A 19,796-nucleotide genomic window follows, 5' to 3' on the forward strand; every position below is an offset into this window, starting at 1 on the left:
CTCCGACGCACGTGGGTCAGGCGGGGGCTCCGACGCCGACCACGTCGAGGTCGTGGCCGATGACCAGGCGCCCGTCGAATCCGGCGCCGCATCCTTCCCAAGTGGAATCGGGGCGATTGCCCGGGACCATGTGCGAGAGCACCAAGGTTCCCACGCCGGCTTCCTGGGCGATCGGACCGAGATCCTCGATGAGGGTGTGGGATTGGATGAGGTGCTGGTAGAGCCCTTCCTGAGCATCCGTGCGGGGTTCGGGGAACAACGATTCCGGCCAGGCGGGGTCGATCACCTCATGCACCAGAACGTCCGCTCCCCGTGCGAGTTTCACGAGATTGGGGGTGGGGCCGGTGTCCCCGGAGAAGACGATCGACCCGTCGTCGCTGTCGAAACGGTAGGCGAGAGCGGGAAAGACGGGAGCGTGGTCGACCAGGATCGCGGACACCCGGACGCGGTCGTCCTCGAAGAAGGTGAACGGTTCCATGTCCGGGCAGGGATTACCGTTCGGATCGGCGAGATACTGCGCCGGTACCGGAACGTCGAAGGCCTCCCACAAGGCGTCGGGGGCGGGCTTACGGTTGTCGAACAGGCGGTCGTTGAAGTCGGTGGCGAACGCCTGCACGAGCAGGTCGGTCATCTCCCGGGTGCCCGGTGTGGGATTGCCCGGTGCCACGGGTTCCGGTGCGGGGCCCTCCCCGAACAGGGGTGGAAGTACTCCGCGATTGCCCGGGCCGTAGACGGGGATTTTCTCCACGTGCTGCAGTCCGTTGTAGATCCCCTCGGTGAGGATGTTGTTGAGGTCGACAACGTGATCGGAATGGAGATGCGTCAGGAAGATGCCGCCCAGCGCGTCGAGGGGGCCGTCGAGGTCGGTGGCGAAGTTGGGTCCGAGTTCCGCCCCGCGTAGGCGTCGCATGACACCGTGACCGGCGTCGACGAGGTAGTACCGGTCTCCAACCACGACGGCGGAGGAGATGCCTTCGCGTTCGCTCCCGGGCCAGTAGGGAGGACCACCCGAGGTGCCGAGCAGGACCAGGCGTGTCCGTTGCCCTCGATACGGCTCCGGCGCGAACCGGCGATCGGGTGTCGGAGCCGCAACGGCGGTGTCGGCACCGGGACTGCATGCGGTGGCCGCCACGGCCGTCGCGCCGACGGCGAAACTGGCCAACAACTTTCGCCGGGATACCCCGGCCGTGTGCAGTCGTCCCAGAACATCACACATGTGCACGCTCCCCTCCGGCCGCGTTGCCGCGAACCGTTCCGCGATCGAATGTGACGCAGACCATATGGGTGGGGTGTGTGGGTGTCGATCCGGTGAGCGCGGTCGCGATCCGGTGAGCGCGGTCGGGCCGAACGGTCCTCGATGTTCGTGCTCAGCAGACCGTGTTCAGTCGTCCGAGCGCCGCCGCTGCTGGGCGTTCGCGTGTGCGGCAGCCGAACGCAGCACCTGCGGCGTGCGTCGCGCCGCTCGGAGAACGGCGCGGTCGAAGGGGTTGAGCGAGACCCGCTTCCGTGGTGCCTGCAGGGACGGACGGCCGCCGGTCAGGGCGAAGAGGCGGACCTTGCCCGGCACACCGGCGAGCCGATGCGATCCCCTGTCGGCGAACTGCAGTCCCGACCCACCGGCCAGCTCACGCACGTGGCTCGAGACGAGCACCTCGCCGGGACGGGCCGCCGCGCCGATGCGCGCTCCCACGTGCACCGTCAGGCCGGTGACGTCCGTCCCGGTCGGCTCGACGGTGCCGGCGTGCACCCCGGCGCGCACCTCGAACCCGAGGCGGCGGGCCTCCGCGACGATCCGCGCCGCGCACTGCACGGCGGCCACGGGTCCGTCGAACAGGCTGAAGGTGCCGTCCCCGACGGTGCTCACCAGTTGCCCGCCCATTTCGGTCACGGCGAACCGCACGTCGCGTTCGTGACGTGCGAGCAGTGCCCGGTAGGAGGTGTCGCCGATGCGTGCGAGGAGCTTGGTCGACCCGACGATGTCGGTGAACAGGGTCGCCGCGAAGCGCCGGCCGGCGTCGACGGGTGGGACGGACCCGCGGACGAGTTCCTCGACCATCGTCTGGACCTGCGACCACGCTTCGCCGAGCGCGGCGCCACGCGGTGACGGCCGGGTGATCACGAGCTCTCCGTGAGGCACCAGATCGGCCAGATGTCTCGCCGGACCCACCGGTATCGAACCCCCGGCGACCAGCACCACCTTCGTCGGGCACTGCACCGAGCCGAGGGCGTGCGAATAGTCGATCCGCAGGCTCGCCTCGAGGTGCGCGCTCATCGTGCTCGGCGACGCGGAGCACCGCTCGAGCATGGCCATCAACCGGCGGTTGTAGGGACTGTCGACGTGGCCGTCGGTCAACGGAACCGTGCGTCCCTCACCCCAGTGCCGGACGGCGTCGCGCCACAGCTCGACGAACTCGGCGATCTCGGCCTCCGTCCACCCGTGCGGTGGCCGGTCGTGGTCGAGCAGCGGTTCGCAGTACGGCGCGATCAGCATCAACGCATTGACCCGTTCGGGGGCGGTCGCCGCGACGAGCACCTGGGGGCCGCACGTGCTGTGGATCCCGACGAGGGTGGCGTGCCGGATCTGCTCGGCGTCCATGACGGCGAGGACGTCCTCGGCCTGCTGTTCGATCGTGGGCACGTGGTCGACGGGATCGGAGAGCCCGAAACCGCGGCGCTGGAAGTAGACGGCGCGCGAATAGGTGGCGAGTCGTTCGAAGAGCGAGTGCATGTACGGATCGGTCCACAACAGGTCCAGATGCATCTGGACCTCGAAGAACCACACGACGTCGGTCGGGCCCGTTCCGACCACCCCGTAGGCCAGATTGTGACCGTCGCGGGGCAGATACCGGGTCACCGGCGGATCCATCAGTCCAGACTATCGGGGTAAAAACTGAAGAGGCCGTGTTCCGACGAGGAGTGCGGCGGTGTAGAACTCGCGGAATCGGGCAATCCGGTCTCGAATCTGCGGGCGACGAGTTCTGTGGAGAAGGGATGAAACGATGACACGTTCGTCGGAAGCGGGTGATATCGGACGCCGTATGGCGCAGCTCGCGCGCGGTTTCTACCACCCCACCGATCTCGACGAGACCCTGCGCGGCGTGACGGCGGCCGCGGTCGAATTGGTGGAGGGGGCCGATTGCGCCGACATCCTCATCGTGACCGGCCGCAAGCAGTTCCGTTCCCTCGCCGCGACCTCGGAACTCGCCGAACACCTCGACGACGTCCAGGAGCAGTTCGGTGAGGGTCCGTGCCTCGATGCGAGCTTCAAGTACCTGGTGGTGCGCTCGGAAGATCTTCGATCGGAGACGCGCTGGCCGCGTTTCGCGAAGGCCGCGGTGGATGCGGGTGTACTCAGCACGTTGTCGTTCCAGTTGTATCTCGAGCAGGAGAGCATGGGTGCGCTGAACATGTTCTCCTTCGAGGCCGATGCCTTCGATCCGCTCGCGGAGGCGACCGCCGAGGTCCTGGCCGCCCACGCGGCGATGGCGATGAGTGCGGCGCGCAGCCAGGGACAGTTCGCCTCCGCCCTGGCGACCCGCGACATCATCGGACAGGCCAAGGGCATGATCATGGAACGTTTCGGCATCGACGCCGTCGCGGCCTTCGAACTTCTGCGCAGGCTCTCGCAGGACAGCAACGTCCCCCTCGCCGAGGTAGCCCAGGGAGTCGTCCAGGCAGGGCCCGAGCGGCACGACGATCGGGAGACCGGACTCGACTCCTCGTCTGTGTGACAGCGCACACCCCACCCGGGTAGGTTTGGTGAAACCGCAAGTACTACTCACCGGTAGGGGTGCATCATGCCAGCTCCGAGCGCTGCGACCTTCCAGCGTCTTGCCGACCTCATAGCCATCCCCGACGCCGCCGAGCGGACCACCCGCCCGGTCGTCGAGGCATTCACCGGACGGGAGCTGGCCACCGTGCCGGTCGGCACGGCCGAGGATACGAAGGCCGCGATCGACCGGGCCCGCACCGCGCAGGTGGCGTGGGCGAAGCTGCCCGTGGAGAAGCGTGCCGCGATCATGCACCGCTACCGCGAACTCGTGCTCTCCCGGCGCGAGCAGCTCATGGACATGGCGCAGGCCGAGACCGGCAAGTCCCGCGTCTCCGCACAGGAAGAGGTTCTCGACATCTCGATGACCGCGCGGTTCTACGCGCGCATCGCACCGAAGCTGCTGCGTCCCCGCAAGGCCACGGGCATGCTGCCGGTCCTGACGAAGACCACCGTCCTGCACCATCCCAAAGGTGTCGTCGGCGTGATCGCGCCGTGGAACTACCCGATGACGCTGGCGGTCTCGGATGCGATCCCCGCCCTGCTCGCCGGCAACAGTGTGGTGCTCAAGCCCGACAGTCAGACGCCCTACTGCGCGCTCGCGGTCGTCGAACTCCTCTACGAGGCCGGTGTTCCCCGCGACGTCTTCGCCGTGGTCACCGGTCCCGGCACCGTGGTGGGCACCGCGATCGTCGAGAACACCGATTACCTGATGTTCACGGGTTCGTCGGAGACGGGACGTCTGCTCGCCGAGCAGGCCGGCCGGCGCCTCATCGGGTTCTCCGCCGAACTCGGCGGCAAGAACCCCATGATCGTCACCTCGGGGGTGAACCTACGCGAGGTCACCGACGCCGCCGTGCGGGCATGCTTCTCGAACTCCGGGCAGCTGTGCATCTCGATCGAGCGGATCTACGTCGAGAAGTCGATCGCCCCCGAGTTCATCCGGATGTTCGGGGCGCGGGTACGCGAGATGTCGCTCGGTCCCGACTACGACTTCGGCACCGAGATGGGCTGCCTCATCAGCGAGAGCCAGGTCAAGACGGTGACCCGGCACATCGAGGACGCCGTCGCCAAGGGCGCGACCGTCGTCGCGGGCGGCAAGGCCCGGCCCGATCTCGGCCCGCTGTTCTTCGAACCCACCGTGCTCACCGACGTGCCCGAGGACGCCGAGTGCTACCGGAACGAGACGTTCGGCCCGGTGGTGTCGATCTATCCGGTGGAGAACGTCGAGGAGGCGATCCGCGAGGCCAACGACACCGAGTACGGACTCAACGCGTCGGTGTGGGGCGCGACGAAGGCGCAGGGCGAGGCCATCGCGGCGCGGGTGCGTGCCGGCACGGTGAACGTCGACGAGGGATACGCTCCGGCGTGGGGTAGCACCGACGCGCCGATGGGCGGCATGGGCATCTCCGGCATGGGACGCCGCCACGGCGCGGAGGGTTTGTACAAGTACACCGAGGCACAGACCATCGCGACGACGCGACTGCTCAATCTCGATGGCCCGCGCGGACTTCCGCGACGGATGTGGACGAAGATGCTCGCCCCCTTCGTCAAGTCGATGCAGTGGCTGCCGGGTCGTTAGGAACCGGATCGTTCTTCCGCACGATGGTGGTCGCGAGGGGCTTCTCGACGACGAGACACAGCAGGACCCCCGCGACCACCACGAGTGGCGCGATGTACAGGTAGATCGGGACGAGCGCGTCGTTGTACGCCTCGAGAACCGGTTGCCGGAGCGCGTCGGGTAGTGCCCGGACCGCGCCGGGGGTCAGCGAATCCGGATTGTCGATGCCGGTTCCCGACAGTCCACCGGCCAGGCGCGTGGCGAAGACACTGCCGACGACGGCGGAACCGAGGGTCGCGCCGATCTGCCGGAAGTAGTTGTTGCCCGCCGTCGCGGTGCCGACCTCCTCGACGGGGAAGGAATTCTGCACGACCAGCACGAGAAGCTGCATGGACGTGCCGAATCCGATGCCGAGCACGGCGAACCAGCAGCCCAGCACCCAGATCGGGGTGTCCGCGCCGAGGGTCGACAGGAGCACCAGACCGGCCGTGACGAAGACCGACCCGATGATCGGGATCCTTTTGTAGCGGCCGGTTCTCGTGACGTACCGTCCCGCGAGCGTCGACGTCAGGAACAACGTCCCCATCATGGGGAGCATCAGCAGACCGGCGGCGGTGGCGCTCACACCCGCGACCATCTGGAGGTAGGTGGGCATGTAGGCGGCCACGCCGAACAGTGCGACGCTCATGACGAATCCGGCTGCGGTGACGAGATCGAAGTTGCGGTCGCAGAACAGGTGCAGGCCGATCACGGGTTCGGCGGCACGTCGTTCCACCGCGACGAACAACACCACACCGGCTGCCGTAGCGGCGATCAGCGCGATCACGACCGGCGACGACCACGGATAGCGTGAACCGCCCCAGGTCGCGACGAGCACGAGAAGCGTCGTGACGATGGACAGCACGGCCATGCCGAGCACGTCGATCCGCCGGCCCGAACCGGAGACGCGGGGCAGGCGCAGGAAGACCAGCGCCGCGACGACGGCGACAGCACCGAGCGGCACGTTCATCCAGAACACCCACCGCCAACCGGGACCCTCGGTGAACCATCCGCCGAGCAACGGACCGGCCACCGACGACAGGGCGAAGACGCTGCTCATGATGCCGAGATACTTCCCGCGCTGACGAGCGGGGATCACATCGGCGATGGTGGCCTGCGACAGCACCATCAGGCCACCGCCACCGGCGCCCTGGACGGCCCGGCCGACGATGAGCCACGTGATGTCCCCGGCGAGAGCGCCGATCGTCGATCCGACGACGAAGATCGTCAACGCGGTGAGCAGCAGCGGTTTTCGTCCGAAGAGATCCCCAAGTTTGCCGTAGGCGGGCATTGTGATCGTCGACGCGAGGATGTAGGCGGTGATGACCCAGAGCATCCGGTCCACGCCGTGGAGTTCGCCGACGATGGTCGGCAGTGCGGGATTCAGGACGGTCTGATTGAGCGACGCGGCCAGCATGGCGAGCATGAGGCCGGCAAAGACGAAGGTGACCCGCGGGGTGCTCTGTTCCGGTGCGGGCGTGGCTCCTTCGGACTCGTCTCGGAGTGGGTCCGTCACGGTCGCGTGACCTCCCGGAACAACTGGCAGGTGCGACGCAGGACCGAGTCGGCGTCGGCCTCCGTCTTCCCGGGGGCGGTGAGCAGCGGGCGCAACGCGGAGCGCATGAGGGCACCGGCGACGGTGACGATCATGTCGGCGGTGTCGTGCACGGTGTTCCCGGGCGTCGGTCCGCCGTCCGCGAGACGGGCGGTGACGAGCTCGGCGACGACGGCCTCGACGTCGTCGATGTGCTGGAAGCGTCTGCGCGCGAGTTCGGGATGGCGGTCCATGAGCGCGATGTACTCGTCGTAACCGATCTCGCGTCGGCTCGCTGCCGTGCGGAAGACCGCGAGGAGCAGGAAGGCGACCTTCTCGACGAGGTCGTCGCCCGGTGCGAAGTCGAAACCGTCGGCGATGGCGTCGTCGATGACGGGGGAGGACAGGCCGAGGACGGCGTCCTCCTTCGATCGGAAGTAGTTGAAGAAGGTGCGCGGTGAGACCTCCGCCTGCTCGGCGATGGCCTCGACGGTGATGTCGGCCAGGCGGGTGTGGCGTGCTGCGGCGTCGGCTGCGGCCAGGTGGATCGCCGTCCACGTGCGGGCGCGTTTGCGTTCGCGGTGAGAGATCGTCACGGTGCGGACGGCGTCCGACGTAGCTGCAGTCATGAAGTTTTACAGTAGCGCAAATTCTCGAAATCATAAATTCTGTTCTCTAGAAAGAGAGTGTGATTCTCAATCCGGTTCCCCTTGTTCGACCGCGCATACTGATCGCCATGTCCTCGACCGGGATGGTGAACGGAGTGCTGGGGATACCGCTCACCACTCCCACGGCGACCGCGGTGTTCGCGATCCTCGCGGTCATCGGCCTGATCGTGTTGCTCGTCCGCCGCTACCGGGCGTGGTTCGTACGCGGAGTGCCCCTCGCAGTAGCGGCCGCCCTCGGTATGACGGCGGTGGCCGCGCTCCTGATCGAGAAGGTGTGGAAGCCCTTCCCGGATCGACTGCCATGGGCGGTGTACGGGTGGGCGGCAGTGGCACTGCTCGCCGTCTCCCTGCTGATCGGACGATGGTTCGTGCGACATCGCGACCGGGCCCGGCCACTCGTCGCGACGGCACTCGTGGTGTCGGCGGTTCTCGTCGTGATCTCCGCCGCGGGCCGGATCGACGCGGTCTACGACGCCTATCCCACCGTTCGGGCTGTACTCGGCATCAGCGACTACCGGACCGTCCCCTTCGACGATCCCTCCCTCCGGGCATCGCGGACCGCGCCGGTGGAGGGCTGGTCGGCCCCGGACGACCTGCCTGCGGCCGGTGCGGTCACCTCTGTGACGATTCCCGGAGCGGTCTCCGGATTCCGGGCGCGGGAAGCCCACGTCTACCTCCCGCCGGCCTACTTCTCGGATCCACGACCGGAACTTCCGGTGCTGGTACTGCTCGCCGGACAGCCCGGCAGTCCGGAGGACTGGCTCGTGGGCGGACATCTTTCGTCCACCATGGACGCCTATGCCGCGCAGCATCACGGCCTGGCGCCGGTCGTCGTGCTCGCGGACGGCACCGGAGGTCAGTTCGACAACCCCTTGTGCGTCGACTCGCATCTCGGCAACGTGGCGACCTATCTGGCTGTCGACGTTCCGGCATGGGTACGGGACGACCTGCAGGTCGACGACGATCCCCAGGCACGGGCCGTGGGCGGTCTCTCGTACGGCGGAACGTGCGCACTGCAACTCGCGACCACCCGGCCGGACGTCTACCCGACCTTCCTGGACATGTCGGGGCAGGCCGAGCCGACCACAGGTGACCGCGCTTCGACGATCCGGGACGTGTTCGGCGGTGATGCGGAAGCATTCGCGCGCAACAATCCTGCCGACCTGCTCGCACGCAATCGGTATCCCGATTCCGCCGGTGCTTTCGTGGTGGGACTCGACGATTCCGAATACCGTGCCGGGGTGGAACAACTCGTCTCCGCAGCGCGGGATGCGGGGATGGACGTCCACCTCACCGAACTGCCGGGGACCCACAGTTTCGCCCTGTGGGCCGCAGGGCTCGAGAAGGAGTTGCCATGGCTCGCACAACGGCTCGGGCTCGGCAACTGATGTCCCGCGCTGGGGCGGCGATACTCCGGGCACCCGTGTCGTGCGGATTGCTCGTGCTGATCTGGTTCCTGGCGGTCACCACCGGTTCGACGCAGAGCGGCCCGCCGCGCGCGACGGCATCCGAGGTGTCGCTGGGGATCCCGAACATCGCGGACGGACATCTGTGGACGCTGTGGACTTCGGGGCTGTTCGCCTCCGGTCTCGGTGAGTACGTGCTCGGAAGCATTGCGATCCTCGCCGTCGCGGTGCCGGTCGAACGTCGCATCGGCAGTCGCAGGTTCACACTCGCCGCGCTCGTCGCGCAGGGCCTGGGTGCGACACTCGCGTTGCTCGTGGCCCACGTCGCCTCGCTGGTGCCGAACGTGTGGGGACGGGAACTGCACACCCACCTCACCGAGGACCCGGTGGCCTGGGTGCTCGGCGTCCTGCTCGCCTCCACCGCTGCGATGGGCACCTTGTGGCGTCGCCGCATCCGGACCCTCCTGCTGGTGTTCCTGGTGACCGCAGCACTGTTCGCCGGGCACCTGCAGGACGTGAACAGGGTGACGGTCGCGCTGGTCGGGTTGCTCGCCGGCCCGCTCCTGTTCGGCCGCGGTGTGCGCCGTCCGATGCTCGGCGGCACCATCCGGGAACGCCGCACGCTCGTCGCACTCGTCGTCGCCGCGAGCGTGCTCGGCCCGGTCTTCGCGGCGTTCTCCCCGCATTCGATCGGTCCGCTGTCCGCGCTACGCGAACTGTTCGAGCAGGTTCCCTACAGTCCACGAGAACTGGTCGACGTGTGCGCGGATCCGGCGCTGCACGACGAGTGCCGGAAAGGGCAGCAGGCCCTGCGCCTGTCGGGAGTCGGCCCACTGGTGGCCAACCTCCTGCCGTCGATTCTGCTGCTGATCGGTGCCGAAGGGTTGCGTCGAGGACGGCGGGCGGCATGGTTGCTCTCGGTGGGAGGACACACCGTGCTGGTCGCCGTGGCTGCCGCGAGCACGATCGTCCGCGTGACCCAACAGGACGAGACCCGTTCGCTGCTGTACGGCATCCACCGCCACAGTTCTCTGTCCATGGAACTCGCACCGCTGCTCGCACTGGTCACCGTGCTCGCTGTGTTGCTGCTGACTCGCACCCTGTTCGATGTCCGCGCACCCCAGGGAACCTATCGCCGGGTATGGGCCACAACCGCGGTGGCCGCAGGCATCGCGCTCGTGACGTACGTGGTGGTGAGCACGCTGGCGGCCGACGGATTCGACCGTGATCCCGGCCTCGGCACTGTGCTCCGCGACGCACCTCGGCGGCTCCTTCCGCCGGTCTACCTCCAGCTCTTCGAACCTCCCGTCATGCCACTCGACACCGCGGCCACCCTGCTGTTCGAGTGGACCGGCGTGATCATCTGGGTCGCATTCTGCGTCCTGATGCTGCGCAGCTTCCTTGTTCCGCCCCTCGGGGTCGACCTCGGTACCGAGCAACGGGTGCGAGAACTTCTGCGCGATCCGGGCGGCGGATCACTGTCGTGGATGACGACCTGGGCTGGGAACCGGTACTGGTTCACCGGTGACGGCCGGCACGCCGTGGCATATCGGGTGCATTCGGGGGTCGCGTTGACCACGGCCGATCCGATCGGTGAGCGCTCATTGCTGACCGAGACGGTCGACGAGTTCGCGGCCTACTGTCTCGGCAACGGATGGACACCCTGCTTCTATACGGTGGGGGAGGAAATCGCCGTGATCGCCCGGGACCACGGTTGGACCTGCCTGCAGGTCGCCGAGGAGACCGTTGTGGATCTCGAGAATCTCGCCTTCAAGGGCAAGAAGTTCCAGGACATCCGCACTGCGCTCAATCGCGCCGCGAAGGAGGGGATCGAGGCGAGGTGGACGACCTTCGCCGCCGCGCCGCTGTCGGTGACCGAGCAGATCGTCGACATCTCCGAGGAGTGGGTGGCCGACAAGGGACTGCCGGAGATGGGGTTCACGCTCGGAGGGCTCGCCGAACTGCGGGACCCCGAAGTCCGGTTGCTGCTCGCGCTCGATGCGAACGAACACGTCCATGCCGTCACCTCGTGGATGCCGGTCTACCGGGGCGGGAAAGTCGTCGGTCTGACACTGGATTTCATGCGACGACGCTCCGACGGTTTCCGACCCTCGATGGAATTCCTCATCGCCTCTGCGGCACGCTCTGCCGGGGAACAGGGACTCGAATTCCTGAGCCTGTCGGGTGCGCCGCTGGCGAGCGCGAACAACGGCTCGTCCGGACTCGACCGCGGCGCCCTCGATGCTCTGCTCGACCTGCTCGGTCGCACCCTCGAACCGGTCTACGGTTTCCGGTCGCTGCTGGCGTTCAAGGCGAAGTTCCAGCCCCGCTACCGTCCGCTCTACATGGTGTTCCCGGACCCGGCGGCGCTACCGGCGATCGGGATCGCGGTCGGTCGTGCCTACCTTCCGCACATGTCGCTCGAAGAGGGCGGCCGGCTGGTCACTCACCTGTTGCGCCGATGATCACTCCTCGACCATGATCTCCGCGGCGTCGTCGTAGAAGCACACGTACCCCTCGATGGACTCCATTCCGGGGAACGGCTCGGGATACGACCATGCGACGTTGTCCGCGGGCGGCGTGCCGGAGAACGACCAGTACCGGGCGACGCCCTTGTAGGGGCAGCTCGTCCGCCACTCGGATTCCTCGAGCACCGAGAAATCGACGTCCTCGGGAGGGAGGTAGTAGCGGGTCGGGAGGCCGGTCTCGAACACGAGCACGGGGTTGCGGGTCTCGGCGACCACGACGTCGCCGATGGTCACCCGCACGTGCCGGGAGCTGCGCAGGGCGTCGACGCGGTGATAGGGGTCGCGTGGATGGGTGAACACTTCGGTCTCCTCCTCGAACCACCGTTCGCCCTCGTCGACATCGTCGCCCGGCCCCGTCTCGCCCCACCGGAACCACTGGAAGACGAGACGGTCGTCGAGACCGTCGACGTCGAGCTGGCAGACCGGTGAATAGGCCCGATGGTCGCGGACGACGATGTCGTACCACTGCCAGACGTCCTGCCGGGAGCGGCTCGGCGACAGGGAAGCCGCGATCAGGTCGAGCCGGACGTCCTCGCGAGGGAAGGCATAGAACGGAACGGGCTTGCCGGGTGCCCACACCAGCACGGCCCGGGTGCTGTCGACGACCGTCCGGCCGAACCACTCACCTCTGATCCGGCGATCGACGGGTTCGTAGAGGTAGTCGTCGGTCTCCGACGGCCGTCGGAGCACAGCGGTCTTGCGGGCAGCCATACCTCGACCGTATCGCGCCCGTCCAGGGACGGGACGAATCCGCAGACCCGACCCATCCGCTCGACGACCGGCTCCGAATACGGGGAGAGACGGCGTGAGGGCCGTCACCCGAACCGACCGACACGAACCACTACGCACGCCCACGCGGCTCGAGCGACGACCGGAGGAAGACCGATCATGCCCAACTACGAAGCCCGGCAGAACGAGAATCGGCACCCGCACCCGTCCGTAGGTTTCCTCCAGCTGTTCATGGAAGCGCGCACGCGCACGGAGCAGACGACCCCGCGCGCGCAGGGAGGCAAGGCGTGAGGTCCGTGAGCGGCTCCGTCGAGTCCGTCGTCGTGGTGGGCGCGGGCCTCGCGGGACTGTCCGCGGCGCTCCACCTCACCGGCGCCGGCAAGCGCGTCACCGTCCTCGAACGCGAGGACACGGTCGGTGGTCGCGTCGGTACGTACCCGGTGTTCGAGGACGGGCGGCATCTCTACGACATCGACAACGGTGCCAGTGTGCTGACGATGCCGAATCTCATCGCCGACGCGCTCGCGGCCGTCGGGGAATCCTTCGACTCGACCACCCCGGCGCTCGACCTCACCCCGCTCGCCCCCGGCTACCACGCGCGCTTCGCCGACGGCACCGCCCTGAACGTGTACTCCGATCCGGACGAGATGACCGCCGAGATCGCGCGCGTGTGCGGTCCCGAGGAGGCCGGCGGATACCGGCGGCTGCGCCGCTGGCTCGCGTCGATCTTCGACGCCGAGTTCGACCGCTACATCGACTCCAACTTCGATTCGCCGCTCGACCTCGTGTCGACACCTGCGGCACTGCGCGACACCGCCAACCTCGTCCGGCTCGGCGGCTTCGGCCGACTCGGATCGCGCGTGGGGTCGTTCATCAAGGACGAGCGGCTCCGGCGCATCTTCACCTTCCAGGCCCTGTACGCGGGCACAGCGCCGTCGACGGCCCTGGCGGTCTACGGCGCCATCGCCCACATGGACACCTCGCTCGGCGTCTACTTCCCGAAGGGCGGCATGTCCGCCATCGCCGCCGCGATGGTCGATGCGCTCGTCCGGGGCGGCGGCACCGTGCACACCGGGGTCGAGGTGTCGGAACTCCGCGTCGACGGGGGCCGCGCGAGGAGCGTGCGTTCTGCGGACGGCCGGGAGTTCGCCGCCGACGCCGTCGTCCTCACCGTGGACCTGCCCGTGGTCGACGACCTGCTGCTGCGCGCCGGGGTCCCGCCGCGCCGCCGCGCCCGCAGCGCCACCGTCGCGTCGCCCTCGGCCGTCGTCTTCCACGGCACGGTGCCCACCGACGTGACGCAGGACTGGCCTGATTCCCACCACACCATCGATTTCGGTGCCGAGTGGGCGGAAACCTTCGCGCGGATCACCGCGCCGCGCGGCCGCGGCCGGTTGATGGCCGATCCGTCCCTGCTCATCACGCGACCCGCCGTGACCGATCCGTCCCTGCGGGTCGTGCGCGGCGGTGTCGAGTGCGAACCCGTCTCGGTGCTGGCTCCGTGCCCGAATCTCGCTGCCGCACCCCTCGATTGGGGCCGACTCGGCAGGCCGTACATGCGGGAGATCCAGCAGGTCCTCGAGCGGCGCGGCTATCGGGGATTCGCGAGTTCCATGTGGGTCGACCACCTCGACACCCCGCAGACCTGGGCCGACAAGGGCATGCTCGACGGCAGCCCCTTCTCGGCGGCACACCTGTTCCGGCAGACCGGGCCCTTCCGCCGCCCCAACCTCGTGCACGGCGTCGACAATCTCGTCCTCGCCGGGTCGGGCACCACGCCGGGTGTCGGCGTCCCGACCGTGCTCATCTCCGGACGTCTTGCCGCAGAACGTATCTCCGGTGGTGTGACTGCCGGATCCACGACGATGTCGATTCCGATGGAAGCAGGTGCGGTTGCTCATGCGTGAACTCGACGGGATCGATCCCGATCTGCACGAGGCGTATCAGCTGTGCCGTGAGCTCAACCGGCGACACGGCAAGACCTACTTCCTCGCGACCCGCATCTTCCCGGCGTCCAAACGGGCCGGGGTGCACGCCCTCTATGGTTTCGCGCGGATGGTCGACGACATCGTCGACGTGAAACCGGTCGACGCGGCACCTGTTCTCGACGCGCTCGAACGCCGTCTGTCCGACGCGCTCAGGGGCAGGCCGCCGACCTACGACGAATTCGGTCTCGTGCTGCGGGCCCTCGTCGACACTACGCAGCGGTACGACATCCCGCACGAGTACTACTACGCCTTCCTGCGGTCGATGCGGATGGACATCCCCGGCACCGAACTGTTCCGGTCGCGGTACCGCACGATGGACGAACTGTCGGAGTACATGTACGGCTCGGCCGCCGTCATCGGGCTGCAGATGCTGCCCATCCTCGGCATCGAGGCCGAACGCGAACGGGCCGAGGCCCCCGCCGCCGCGCTCGGTGAGGCCTTCCAGCTCACCAACTTCATCCGCGACATGGGTGAGGACCTCGACCGCGACCGCATCTACCTGCCCACCGACATCCTCGCCGCCTTCGACGTGGACGAGGACCTGCTGTGGCACTGCCGCCGGACCGGGCAGCGCGACATACGGCTCGAACGCGCCCTCGCGCACCTGATCGCGCACACCCGCTCGCTCTACCGTGTGGCCGAACCGGGCATCGACCTCCTCGACCCCACGGTGCGCCCCGCGATGCGGACTGCCTTCGTCCTCTACGGCGACATCCTGCGGGCGGTGGAGGAGAGCGGATACCGGGTACTCCACCAGCGCGCACGCGTGTCGCGGCGCCGGCGCCTGTCGGTGGCGGCACCGCGGCTGGCCTCGGCCGGTTGGACCACGCTGCGTTCACGGTCGAGACTGGGGACGCCCACCGCGCCGCTCGGCCGGTGAGGCCCGCCCGGCCGAGCCGGCATTCGGACACGAATACAGAACAGGACAACACATGGAACAGGTCGTGCTGCTCGACGACGCAGGCCGCGCGGTCGGGATCGAACCGAAAGCCACGGTGCACACCACCGACACCCCACTGCACCTCGCCTTCTCGTCGTACGTCTTCGACCCCCACGGCAACGTTCTGCTCACCCGGCGCGCCCTGGACAAGTCGACCTTCCCCGGAGTCCTGACGAACAGCTGCTGCGGTCATCCGGCGCCCGACGAACCGCTCACCGCGGCCGTGCGCCGCCGGCTGCGTCAGGAACTCGGGCTCGACGTGCACGACATCGAGGTCGTCCTGCCGTCCTTCCGCTACCGCGCGGTGATGGACAACGGCATCGTCGAGAACGAGATCTGCCCCGTCTTCCGCGTGCTCTACGACGGGCCGGCGCCCACTCCTGAGCCGTCGGAGGTGCACGACACCGAATGGGTCGACTGGACGGAGTTCTCCGAGGACGTCGTCGAGGGACGCCGTGAGGTGTCGGTGTGGTGCCGCGAACAGGTGGAGCAGCTCCGCACGCTCGGCCCCGATCCGCTGCACTGGCCGGTGGCGTCCGCCGCGGATCTGCCGCACGCCGCGCCCGAGCGCCGATAGGGCCTCACCCGGCGACCGGGGCATTAACGTCGACCCTGTGATCGACCCGACCGTCCTGATCCGCACGATCATCGGCATCCTCGCTCTCGCCGTGATCTCGACGGCGGTGCTGTGGGCGTTCCGGGTCCCGCACCGATTCGCGCCCGTCGGTGCCATCGCCCGCGGCGCGGTGCAACTCGCGCTCATCAGCGTCGTGCTCTCCGGCGTCATCACCGACGCCCGGTGGGTCGCGGTGGTGCTCGTCGTGATGTTCACCGTCGCGTGGTGGACGGCCTGCCGGCGGATCGGGAACGAGTCCGTCGTGCGCGGGGCGACGGCCGTCGCGATGTCGACCGGCGTACTCGTCGCGGCGGGCATCGTCTTCGCGACCGGCGCGGTGGAGGCCACCCCGCGCTACGCGCTCGCGCTCGGCGGCATCATCATCGGCAACACCATGACCGTCGCGGCCCTCGCCGGTCGCCGCTTCCACGAAACCGTCGACGACCACTGGCCCGAGGTGGAGGGCTGGCTCGCACTCGGCGCGACCATGCGACAGGCGACACTCTCACCTGCACGCTTCGCCGTGCACGCGGCGATGATCCCGTCGACCGACCAGACGAAGACGACCGGTCTGGTGACTCTGCCCGGGGCGTTCGTCGGCGCGATCTTCGGCGGGTTGTCGCCGGTGGAGGCCGGACGGTTCCAGGTGGTCGTGCTCGCCGCGATCATGGCGACGGCCTCGATCACGTCCGTGCTGATGGCGCTCGGTCTCGGTCGCGCCCTGCGTCACCGTCCCGTGGTCGTTGCGTGAGACGGCGGTCTGCGGTGCGGGTGCCGACCGGAGTAGGAGTGGATACAACCGCTGCCGAGGGAAGGATCGTCGATGCTGCTCGTAGCCAACCGGGGTGAGATCGCGTTGCGTGTCGTCCGCACGGCCGGGGACCTCGGACTCGACACCGTCGCCGTCCACGCCGCGGACGACGCCGACGCTCCGCACGTCCGCGCCGCCACGCGAGCCGAGGCCCTGCCGGGGTCCGGTCCCTCGGTCTATCTCGACCCCGGGGCGATCGTCGGTGTCGCCCGGGCGACCGGGTGCACGCTGGTGCATCCCGGTTACGGATTCCTCAGCGAGAACGCCGCCTTCGCGCAGGCCTGTGCGGACGCCGGGCTCACCTTCGTCGGGCCGTCCCCGGAAGCACTGCGTGTCCTCGGCGACAAGCGGGCCGCCCGCTCGGTGGCGGAGGAACTCGGCATCCCGGTGACCGCTGCCGTCGAGGCGACGGATCCGGAGTCCGTGCGGGCCTTCCTGCGCGACCATCCGGGCGGGATCGTCGTCAAGGCGCTGTCGGGTGGTGGCGGTCGCGGCATGCGCGTGGTCCGCGATGCCGCCGATCTCGACGAGGCGCTCCGGCTCGCCGCCGCCGAAGCGCACGCCGCTTTCGACGACGACCGGCTGTACGCCGAGGCGCTCGTCGAGCGTGCCCGGCACGTCGAGGTGCAGGTCGTGGCTGCCGAGTCGGGGTCGGGTACCCGCGCCGTCGCGTTGGGCGACCGCGACTGCAGCGTGCAGCGCCGGCACCAGAAACTCGTGGAGATCGCACCCGCGCCCGACCTGCCCGACGCCCTGCGGGAGGCGCTGCACGGCGCGGCCGTCCGGCTGATCGGGAACGTCGGATGCCACGGGCTGTCCACCGTCGAATTCCTCGTCCACGATGCCGGTTTCGTGTTTCTCGAGGTCAACCCCCGGATCCAGGTGGAACACACCGTCACCGAGGAGGTGACGGGCGTCGATCTCGTCGCGACCCAGATCGCGATCGCTCGCGGGGCCGGATTCGACGAACTCGGCCTCCCCGCAGGAATCACCTTCGACGGCAACGGGATCGGTGGCCGTCCTGTGGTGGCGCAGGGCGTCGCGGTGCAGGTGCGCGTCAACGCTGAGACACCGCGCGCCGACGGCATCGCCCTGCCCACCGCCGGGACGCTCACCGCGTTCACGCCTCCCACCGGACCGGGCATCCGCGTCGACACCCACGGCCGACCCGGCCTCGAGGTGACCGGACGTTACGACTCCCTGCTCGCCAAGGTCGTCGCGTACGTGCGCTCCGGCGACCGCGCGGCCGTGCTGCGCAAGGCGTCGACGGCACTCGGCGAGTTCGTCGTCGACGGTGTGGACACCAACCGCGATCTCCTGCAGAAGATCCTGGACGACAAGGAGTTCCGGTCCGGCAACGTCCACACCACGTGGCTGGGGGAGCGGCTCGCGGATTTCGTCGACACCGCCACGACCGCGCCGGTGGAGTACACGGATCTGCGCGCCGACGAACACGCGGTGCACGCCGAGATGGTCGGCACGGTCGTGGAGGTCGCCCGCGCAGGCGACACCCTTCCGGCCGGTGCGCCGCTCGCCGTGCTCGATGCGATGAAGATGCAGCACGAGATCCGGGCACTCGGCAGCGCCGTGGTCGAACGTGTGCTCGTCGAGCCGGGCCGCACCGTCGACCCGGGCACGGTGCTCGCGGTGGTCCGCGTGCTCGACGCGGACACCGCGACGGACGACATCGCCGCGGTCGACCTCGACGCCGACCGTGCCGACCTCGACGAGATCCGCCGCAGGCACGAGACCACCACCGACGCGGCGCGGCCCGAGGTCGTGGCGAAGCGGCACGGGCGGGGCCGGCGCACTGCGCGCGAGAACATCGCCGACCTCGTCGACGGCGGCAGCTTCGTCGAATACGGGCCGCTCGTCCTCGCTGCGCAGCGCGGCCGCCGCAGCGAGGAGGACCTGATCGCGAACACTCCCGCGGACGGACTCGTCGGCGGCACCGCCCGGATCGGAGGGGCCGAGGTGGTCGTGATGTCCTACGACTACACCGTCCTCGCAGGTACCCAGGGCCGCAACAACCACCGCAAGACCGATCGGCTGCTCGAACTCGCCGCCCGGCGGCGGGTGCCGCTCGTGCTGTTCGCCGAGGGTGGTGGCGGGCGACCCGGGGACGTCGACGCCGGTTCCGGTGCGGGCCTCGACCTGCCCACCTTCCGCTCGATGGCGTCGCTGCGCGGACGCGTGCCCACCGTCGCGGTCGTCTCCGGCCGCTGCTTCGCGGGCAACGCCGCGCTCGCCGGGGTGTGCGACGTGCTCATCGCAACCCCCGACGCCAACATCGGCATGGGCGGCCCCGCGATGATCGAGGGCGGAGGACTCGGCGTGCACCGCCCCGAGGACATCGGGCCGATCGACGTGCAACGCCGCAACGGCGTCGTGCACGTCGCAGCGCGCGACGAGGCACACGCCGTGGATGTCGCCCGGCGATATCTCGCCTACTTCACCGCGCCGCACGAGGACCGGCAGGCACCCGACCCGCGTCTCGCGCGACATGTGGTGCCGGAGAACCGGCTCCGCGCCTACGACGTGCGGTCGGCGATCGACGCGATCGCCGACCTCGGATCGGTGCTCGAACTGCGCCCGGACTACGGCGTCGGCATGGTCACCGCTCTGATGCGCGTCGAGGGCGCCTCCTACGGTGTGCTCGCCAACAGCAGCGCCCACCTCGGCGGGGCGATCGACGCCGAAGCCGCCGACAAGGCCGCGGACTTCCTGGAACTGTGCGAATCACACCGGCGTCCCGTGGTAAGTCTGTGCGACACACCGGGATTCATGGTCGGACCGGAATCGGAGAAGGACGCCACCGTGCGCCGCTTCGGGCGCTTCTTCGTCGCCGGCGCACGCCTGACCGTCCCGTTCGGCATGATCATCCTCCGCAAGGGCTACGGCCTCGGCGCGATGGCGATGGCCGGCGGATCCTTCCACGCACCCGAATTCACCGTCGCGTGGCCGACGGGGGAGATCGGCGGAATGGGACTCGAAGGGGCCGTGCGTCTCGGATTCCGCAAGGAACTCGACGCCGCAGAGACACCCCGGGAACGCGAGGAGCTGTTCGACCGGCTCGTCGCCCTCGCCTACCAGCAGGGCAAGGCCCTGCAGGCGGCGACGAGCTTCGAACTCGACGACGTCATCGACCCCGCCGACAGCCGCGCCTGGATCGCGCGACTGGTGCAACCGCGGTGAAGCCGGGTATGC

Annotated in this window: 15 protein-coding genes; 10 read left to right on the forward strand and 5 right to left on the reverse strand. The window is 68.8% G+C overall.

The features are described from left to right. Nucleotides 1–16 precede the first annotated feature (16 nt). The gene (locus C6Y44_RS00545) at nt 17–1,216 is read right to left on the reverse strand and encodes an MBL fold metallo-hydrolase (RefSeq protein ID WP_225623683.1); all 1,200 of its coding nucleotides are present in this window, start codon (nt 1,214–1,216) and stop codon (nt 17–19) included. A 165-nt stretch (nt 1,217–1,381) separates the two neighbouring features. After that, complete coding sequence (locus C6Y44_RS00550) at nt 1,382–2,866, reverse strand: adenylate/guanylate cyclase domain-containing protein (RefSeq protein WP_192378604.1); 1,485 nt, start codon at nt 2,864–2,866, stop codon at nt 1,382–1,384. Between the two features lie 133 nt (nt 2,867–2,999). On the opposite strand from C6Y44_RS00550, the gene C6Y44_RS00555 reads away from it, so the two are divergent. Together C6Y44_RS00555 and C6Y44_RS00560 are read left to right on the forward strand one after the other, a co-directional pair. After that, a complete protein-coding gene (locus C6Y44_RS00555) occupies nt 3,000–3,731 on the forward strand; it encodes a GAF and ANTAR domain-containing protein (protein ID WP_159417050.1) in 732 nt (243 codons plus the stop codon). A gap of 66 nt (nt 3,732–3,797) precedes the next feature. Further along, nucleotides 3,798–5,351 (forward strand): succinic semialdehyde dehydrogenase, encoded by a 1,554-nt coding sequence (locus tag C6Y44_RS00560; RefSeq protein ID WP_159417049.1) that lies wholly within the window; start codon nt 3,798–3,800, stop codon nt 5,349–5,351. Here C6Y44_RS00560 and C6Y44_RS00565 read toward each other — a convergent pair. Both C6Y44_RS00565 and C6Y44_RS00570 read right to left on the reverse strand, forming a co-directional pair. After that, entirely contained in the window at nt 5,320–6,885 is a 1,566-nt protein-coding gene (locus C6Y44_RS00565; protein WP_159417048.1) for an MDR family MFS transporter, read from the reverse strand. The two genes, C6Y44_RS00560 and C6Y44_RS00565, sit on opposite strands and share 32 nt — an antisense overlap. Continuing rightward, the gene (locus C6Y44_RS00570) at nt 6,882–7,532 is read right to left on the reverse strand and encodes a TetR/AcrR family transcriptional regulator (protein WP_159417047.1); all 651 of its coding nucleotides are present in this window, start codon (nt 7,530–7,532) and stop codon (nt 6,882–6,884) included. The genes C6Y44_RS00565 and C6Y44_RS00570 overlap by 4 nt, the downstream gene beginning before the upstream one ends. A gap of 107 nt (nt 7,533–7,639) precedes the next feature. Here C6Y44_RS00570 and C6Y44_RS00575 point away from each other — a divergent pair, with 107 nt between their 5' ends. Further along, nucleotides 7,640–8,959 (forward strand): alpha/beta hydrolase, encoded by a 1,320-nt coding sequence (locus C6Y44_RS00575; protein ID WP_159417046.1) that lies wholly within the window; start codon nt 7,640–7,642, stop codon nt 8,957–8,959. Beyond that, entirely contained in the window at nt 8,926–11,442 is a 2,517-nt protein-coding gene (locus C6Y44_RS00580; RefSeq protein ID WP_225623684.1) for a DUF2156 domain-containing protein, read from the forward strand. The genes C6Y44_RS00575 and C6Y44_RS00580 overlap by 34 nt, the downstream gene beginning before the upstream one ends. Here C6Y44_RS00580 and C6Y44_RS00585 read toward each other — a convergent pair whose 3' ends face one another. Then, a complete protein-coding gene (locus C6Y44_RS00585; protein ID WP_159417045.1) occupies nt 11,443–12,216 on the reverse strand; it encodes a DUF427 domain-containing protein in 774 nt (257 codons plus the stop codon). Nucleotides 12,217–12,393: 177 nt separating this feature from the next. Here C6Y44_RS00585 and C6Y44_RS28320 point away from each other — a divergent pair, with 177 nt between their 5' ends. The 6 genes from C6Y44_RS28320 to C6Y44_RS00610 all read left to right on the forward strand — a co-directional run bounded on the left by C6Y44_RS28320 (nt 12,394) and on the right by C6Y44_RS00610 (nt 19,784). Beyond that, complete coding sequence (locus tag C6Y44_RS28320; protein WP_257785283.1) at nt 12,394–12,525, forward strand: hypothetical protein; 132 nt, start codon at nt 12,394–12,396, stop codon at nt 12,523–12,525. Further along, nucleotides 12,522–14,141: a phytoene desaturase family protein gene (crtI, locus tag C6Y44_RS00590; RefSeq protein WP_159417044.1), complete on the forward strand. Its 1,620-nt coding sequence runs from the start codon at nt 12,522–12,524 to the stop codon at nt 14,139–14,141. Before C6Y44_RS28320 ends, crtI begins: the two co-directional genes overlap by 4 nt. Beyond that, nucleotides 14,134–15,102 carry a phytoene/squalene synthase family protein gene (locus C6Y44_RS00595; RefSeq protein ID WP_159417043.1) on the forward strand — a complete coding sequence of 323 codons (969 nt, stop codon included), beginning with the start codon at nt 14,134–14,136 and terminating at the stop codon, nt 15,100–15,102. The genes crtI and C6Y44_RS00595 overlap by 8 nt, the downstream gene beginning before the upstream one ends. A 52-nt stretch (nt 15,103–15,154) precedes the next feature. Next, a complete protein-coding gene (idi, locus tag C6Y44_RS00600) occupies nt 15,155–15,739 on the forward strand; it encodes an isopentenyl-diphosphate Delta-isomerase (protein WP_033097875.1) in 585 nt (194 codons plus the stop codon). A gap of 37 nt (nt 15,740–15,776) precedes the next feature. Beyond that, nucleotides 15,777–16,529 carry an ABC transporter permease gene (locus tag C6Y44_RS00605; protein WP_033097874.1) on the forward strand — a complete coding sequence of 251 codons (753 nt, stop codon included), beginning with the start codon at nt 15,777–15,779 and terminating at the stop codon, nt 16,527–16,529. A 72-nt stretch (nt 16,530–16,601) separates the two neighbouring features. Then, a complete protein-coding gene (locus C6Y44_RS00610; protein WP_159417042.1) occupies nt 16,602–19,784 on the forward strand; it encodes an acetyl-CoA carboxylase family protein in 3,183 nt (1,060 codons plus the stop codon). The last annotated feature ends 12 nt before the right edge of the window (nt 19,785–19,796 follow it).

The sequence above is a fragment of the Rhodococcus rhodochrous genome (genome assembly GCF_014854695.1).
In the GTDB taxonomy this organism is placed as follows: Bacteria; Actinomycetota; Actinomycetes; order Mycobacteriales; family Mycobacteriaceae; genus Rhodococcus.

Bases quoted from the DNA above. Each gene is read 5' to 3' on its own strand.
- C6Y44_RS00555 (WP_159417050.1), top strand. From the start codon at position 3,000: ATGACACGTTCGTCGGAAGCGGGTGATATCGGACGCCGTATGGCGCAG.
- C6Y44_RS00595 (WP_159417043.1), top strand. From the start codon at position 14,134: ATGCGTGAACTCGACGGGATCGATCCCGATCTGCACGAGGCGTATCAG.
- C6Y44_RS00580 (WP_225623684.1), top strand. From the start codon at position 8,926: ATGGCTCGCACAACGGCTCGGGCTCGGCAACTGATGTCCCGCGCTGGG.
- C6Y44_RS00560 (WP_159417049.1), top strand. From the start codon at position 3,798: ATGCCAGCTCCGAGCGCTGCGACCTTCCAGCGTCTTGCCGACCTCATA.
- C6Y44_RS00545 (WP_225623683.1), bottom strand. From the start codon at position 1,216: ATGTGTGATGTTCTGGGACGACTGCACACGGCCGGGGTATCCCGGCGA.
- C6Y44_RS00570 (WP_159417047.1), bottom strand. From the start codon at position 7,532: ATGACTGCAGCTACGTCGGACGCCGTCCGCACCGTGACGATCTCTCAC.
- C6Y44_RS00585 (WP_159417045.1), bottom strand. From the start codon at position 12,216: ATGGCTGCCCGCAAGACCGCTGTGCTCCGACGGCCGTCGGAGACCGAC.
- idi (WP_033097875.1), top strand. From the start codon at position 15,155: ATGGAACAGGTCGTGCTGCTCGACGACGCAGGCCGCGCGGTCGGGATC.
- C6Y44_RS00575 (WP_159417046.1), top strand. From the start codon at position 7,640: ATGTCCTCGACCGGGATGGTGAACGGAGTGCTGGGGATACCGCTCACC.
- C6Y44_RS28320 (WP_257785283.1), top strand. From the start codon at position 12,394: ATGCCCAACTACGAAGCCCGGCAGAACGAGAATCGGCACCCGCACCCG.
- C6Y44_RS00550 (WP_192378604.1), bottom strand. From the start codon at position 2,866: ATGGATCCGCCGGTGACCCGGTATCTGCCCCGCGACGGTCACAATCTG.
- C6Y44_RS00610 (WP_159417042.1), top strand. From the start codon at position 16,602: ATGCTGCTCGTAGCCAACCGGGGTGAGATCGCGTTGCGTGTCGTCCGC.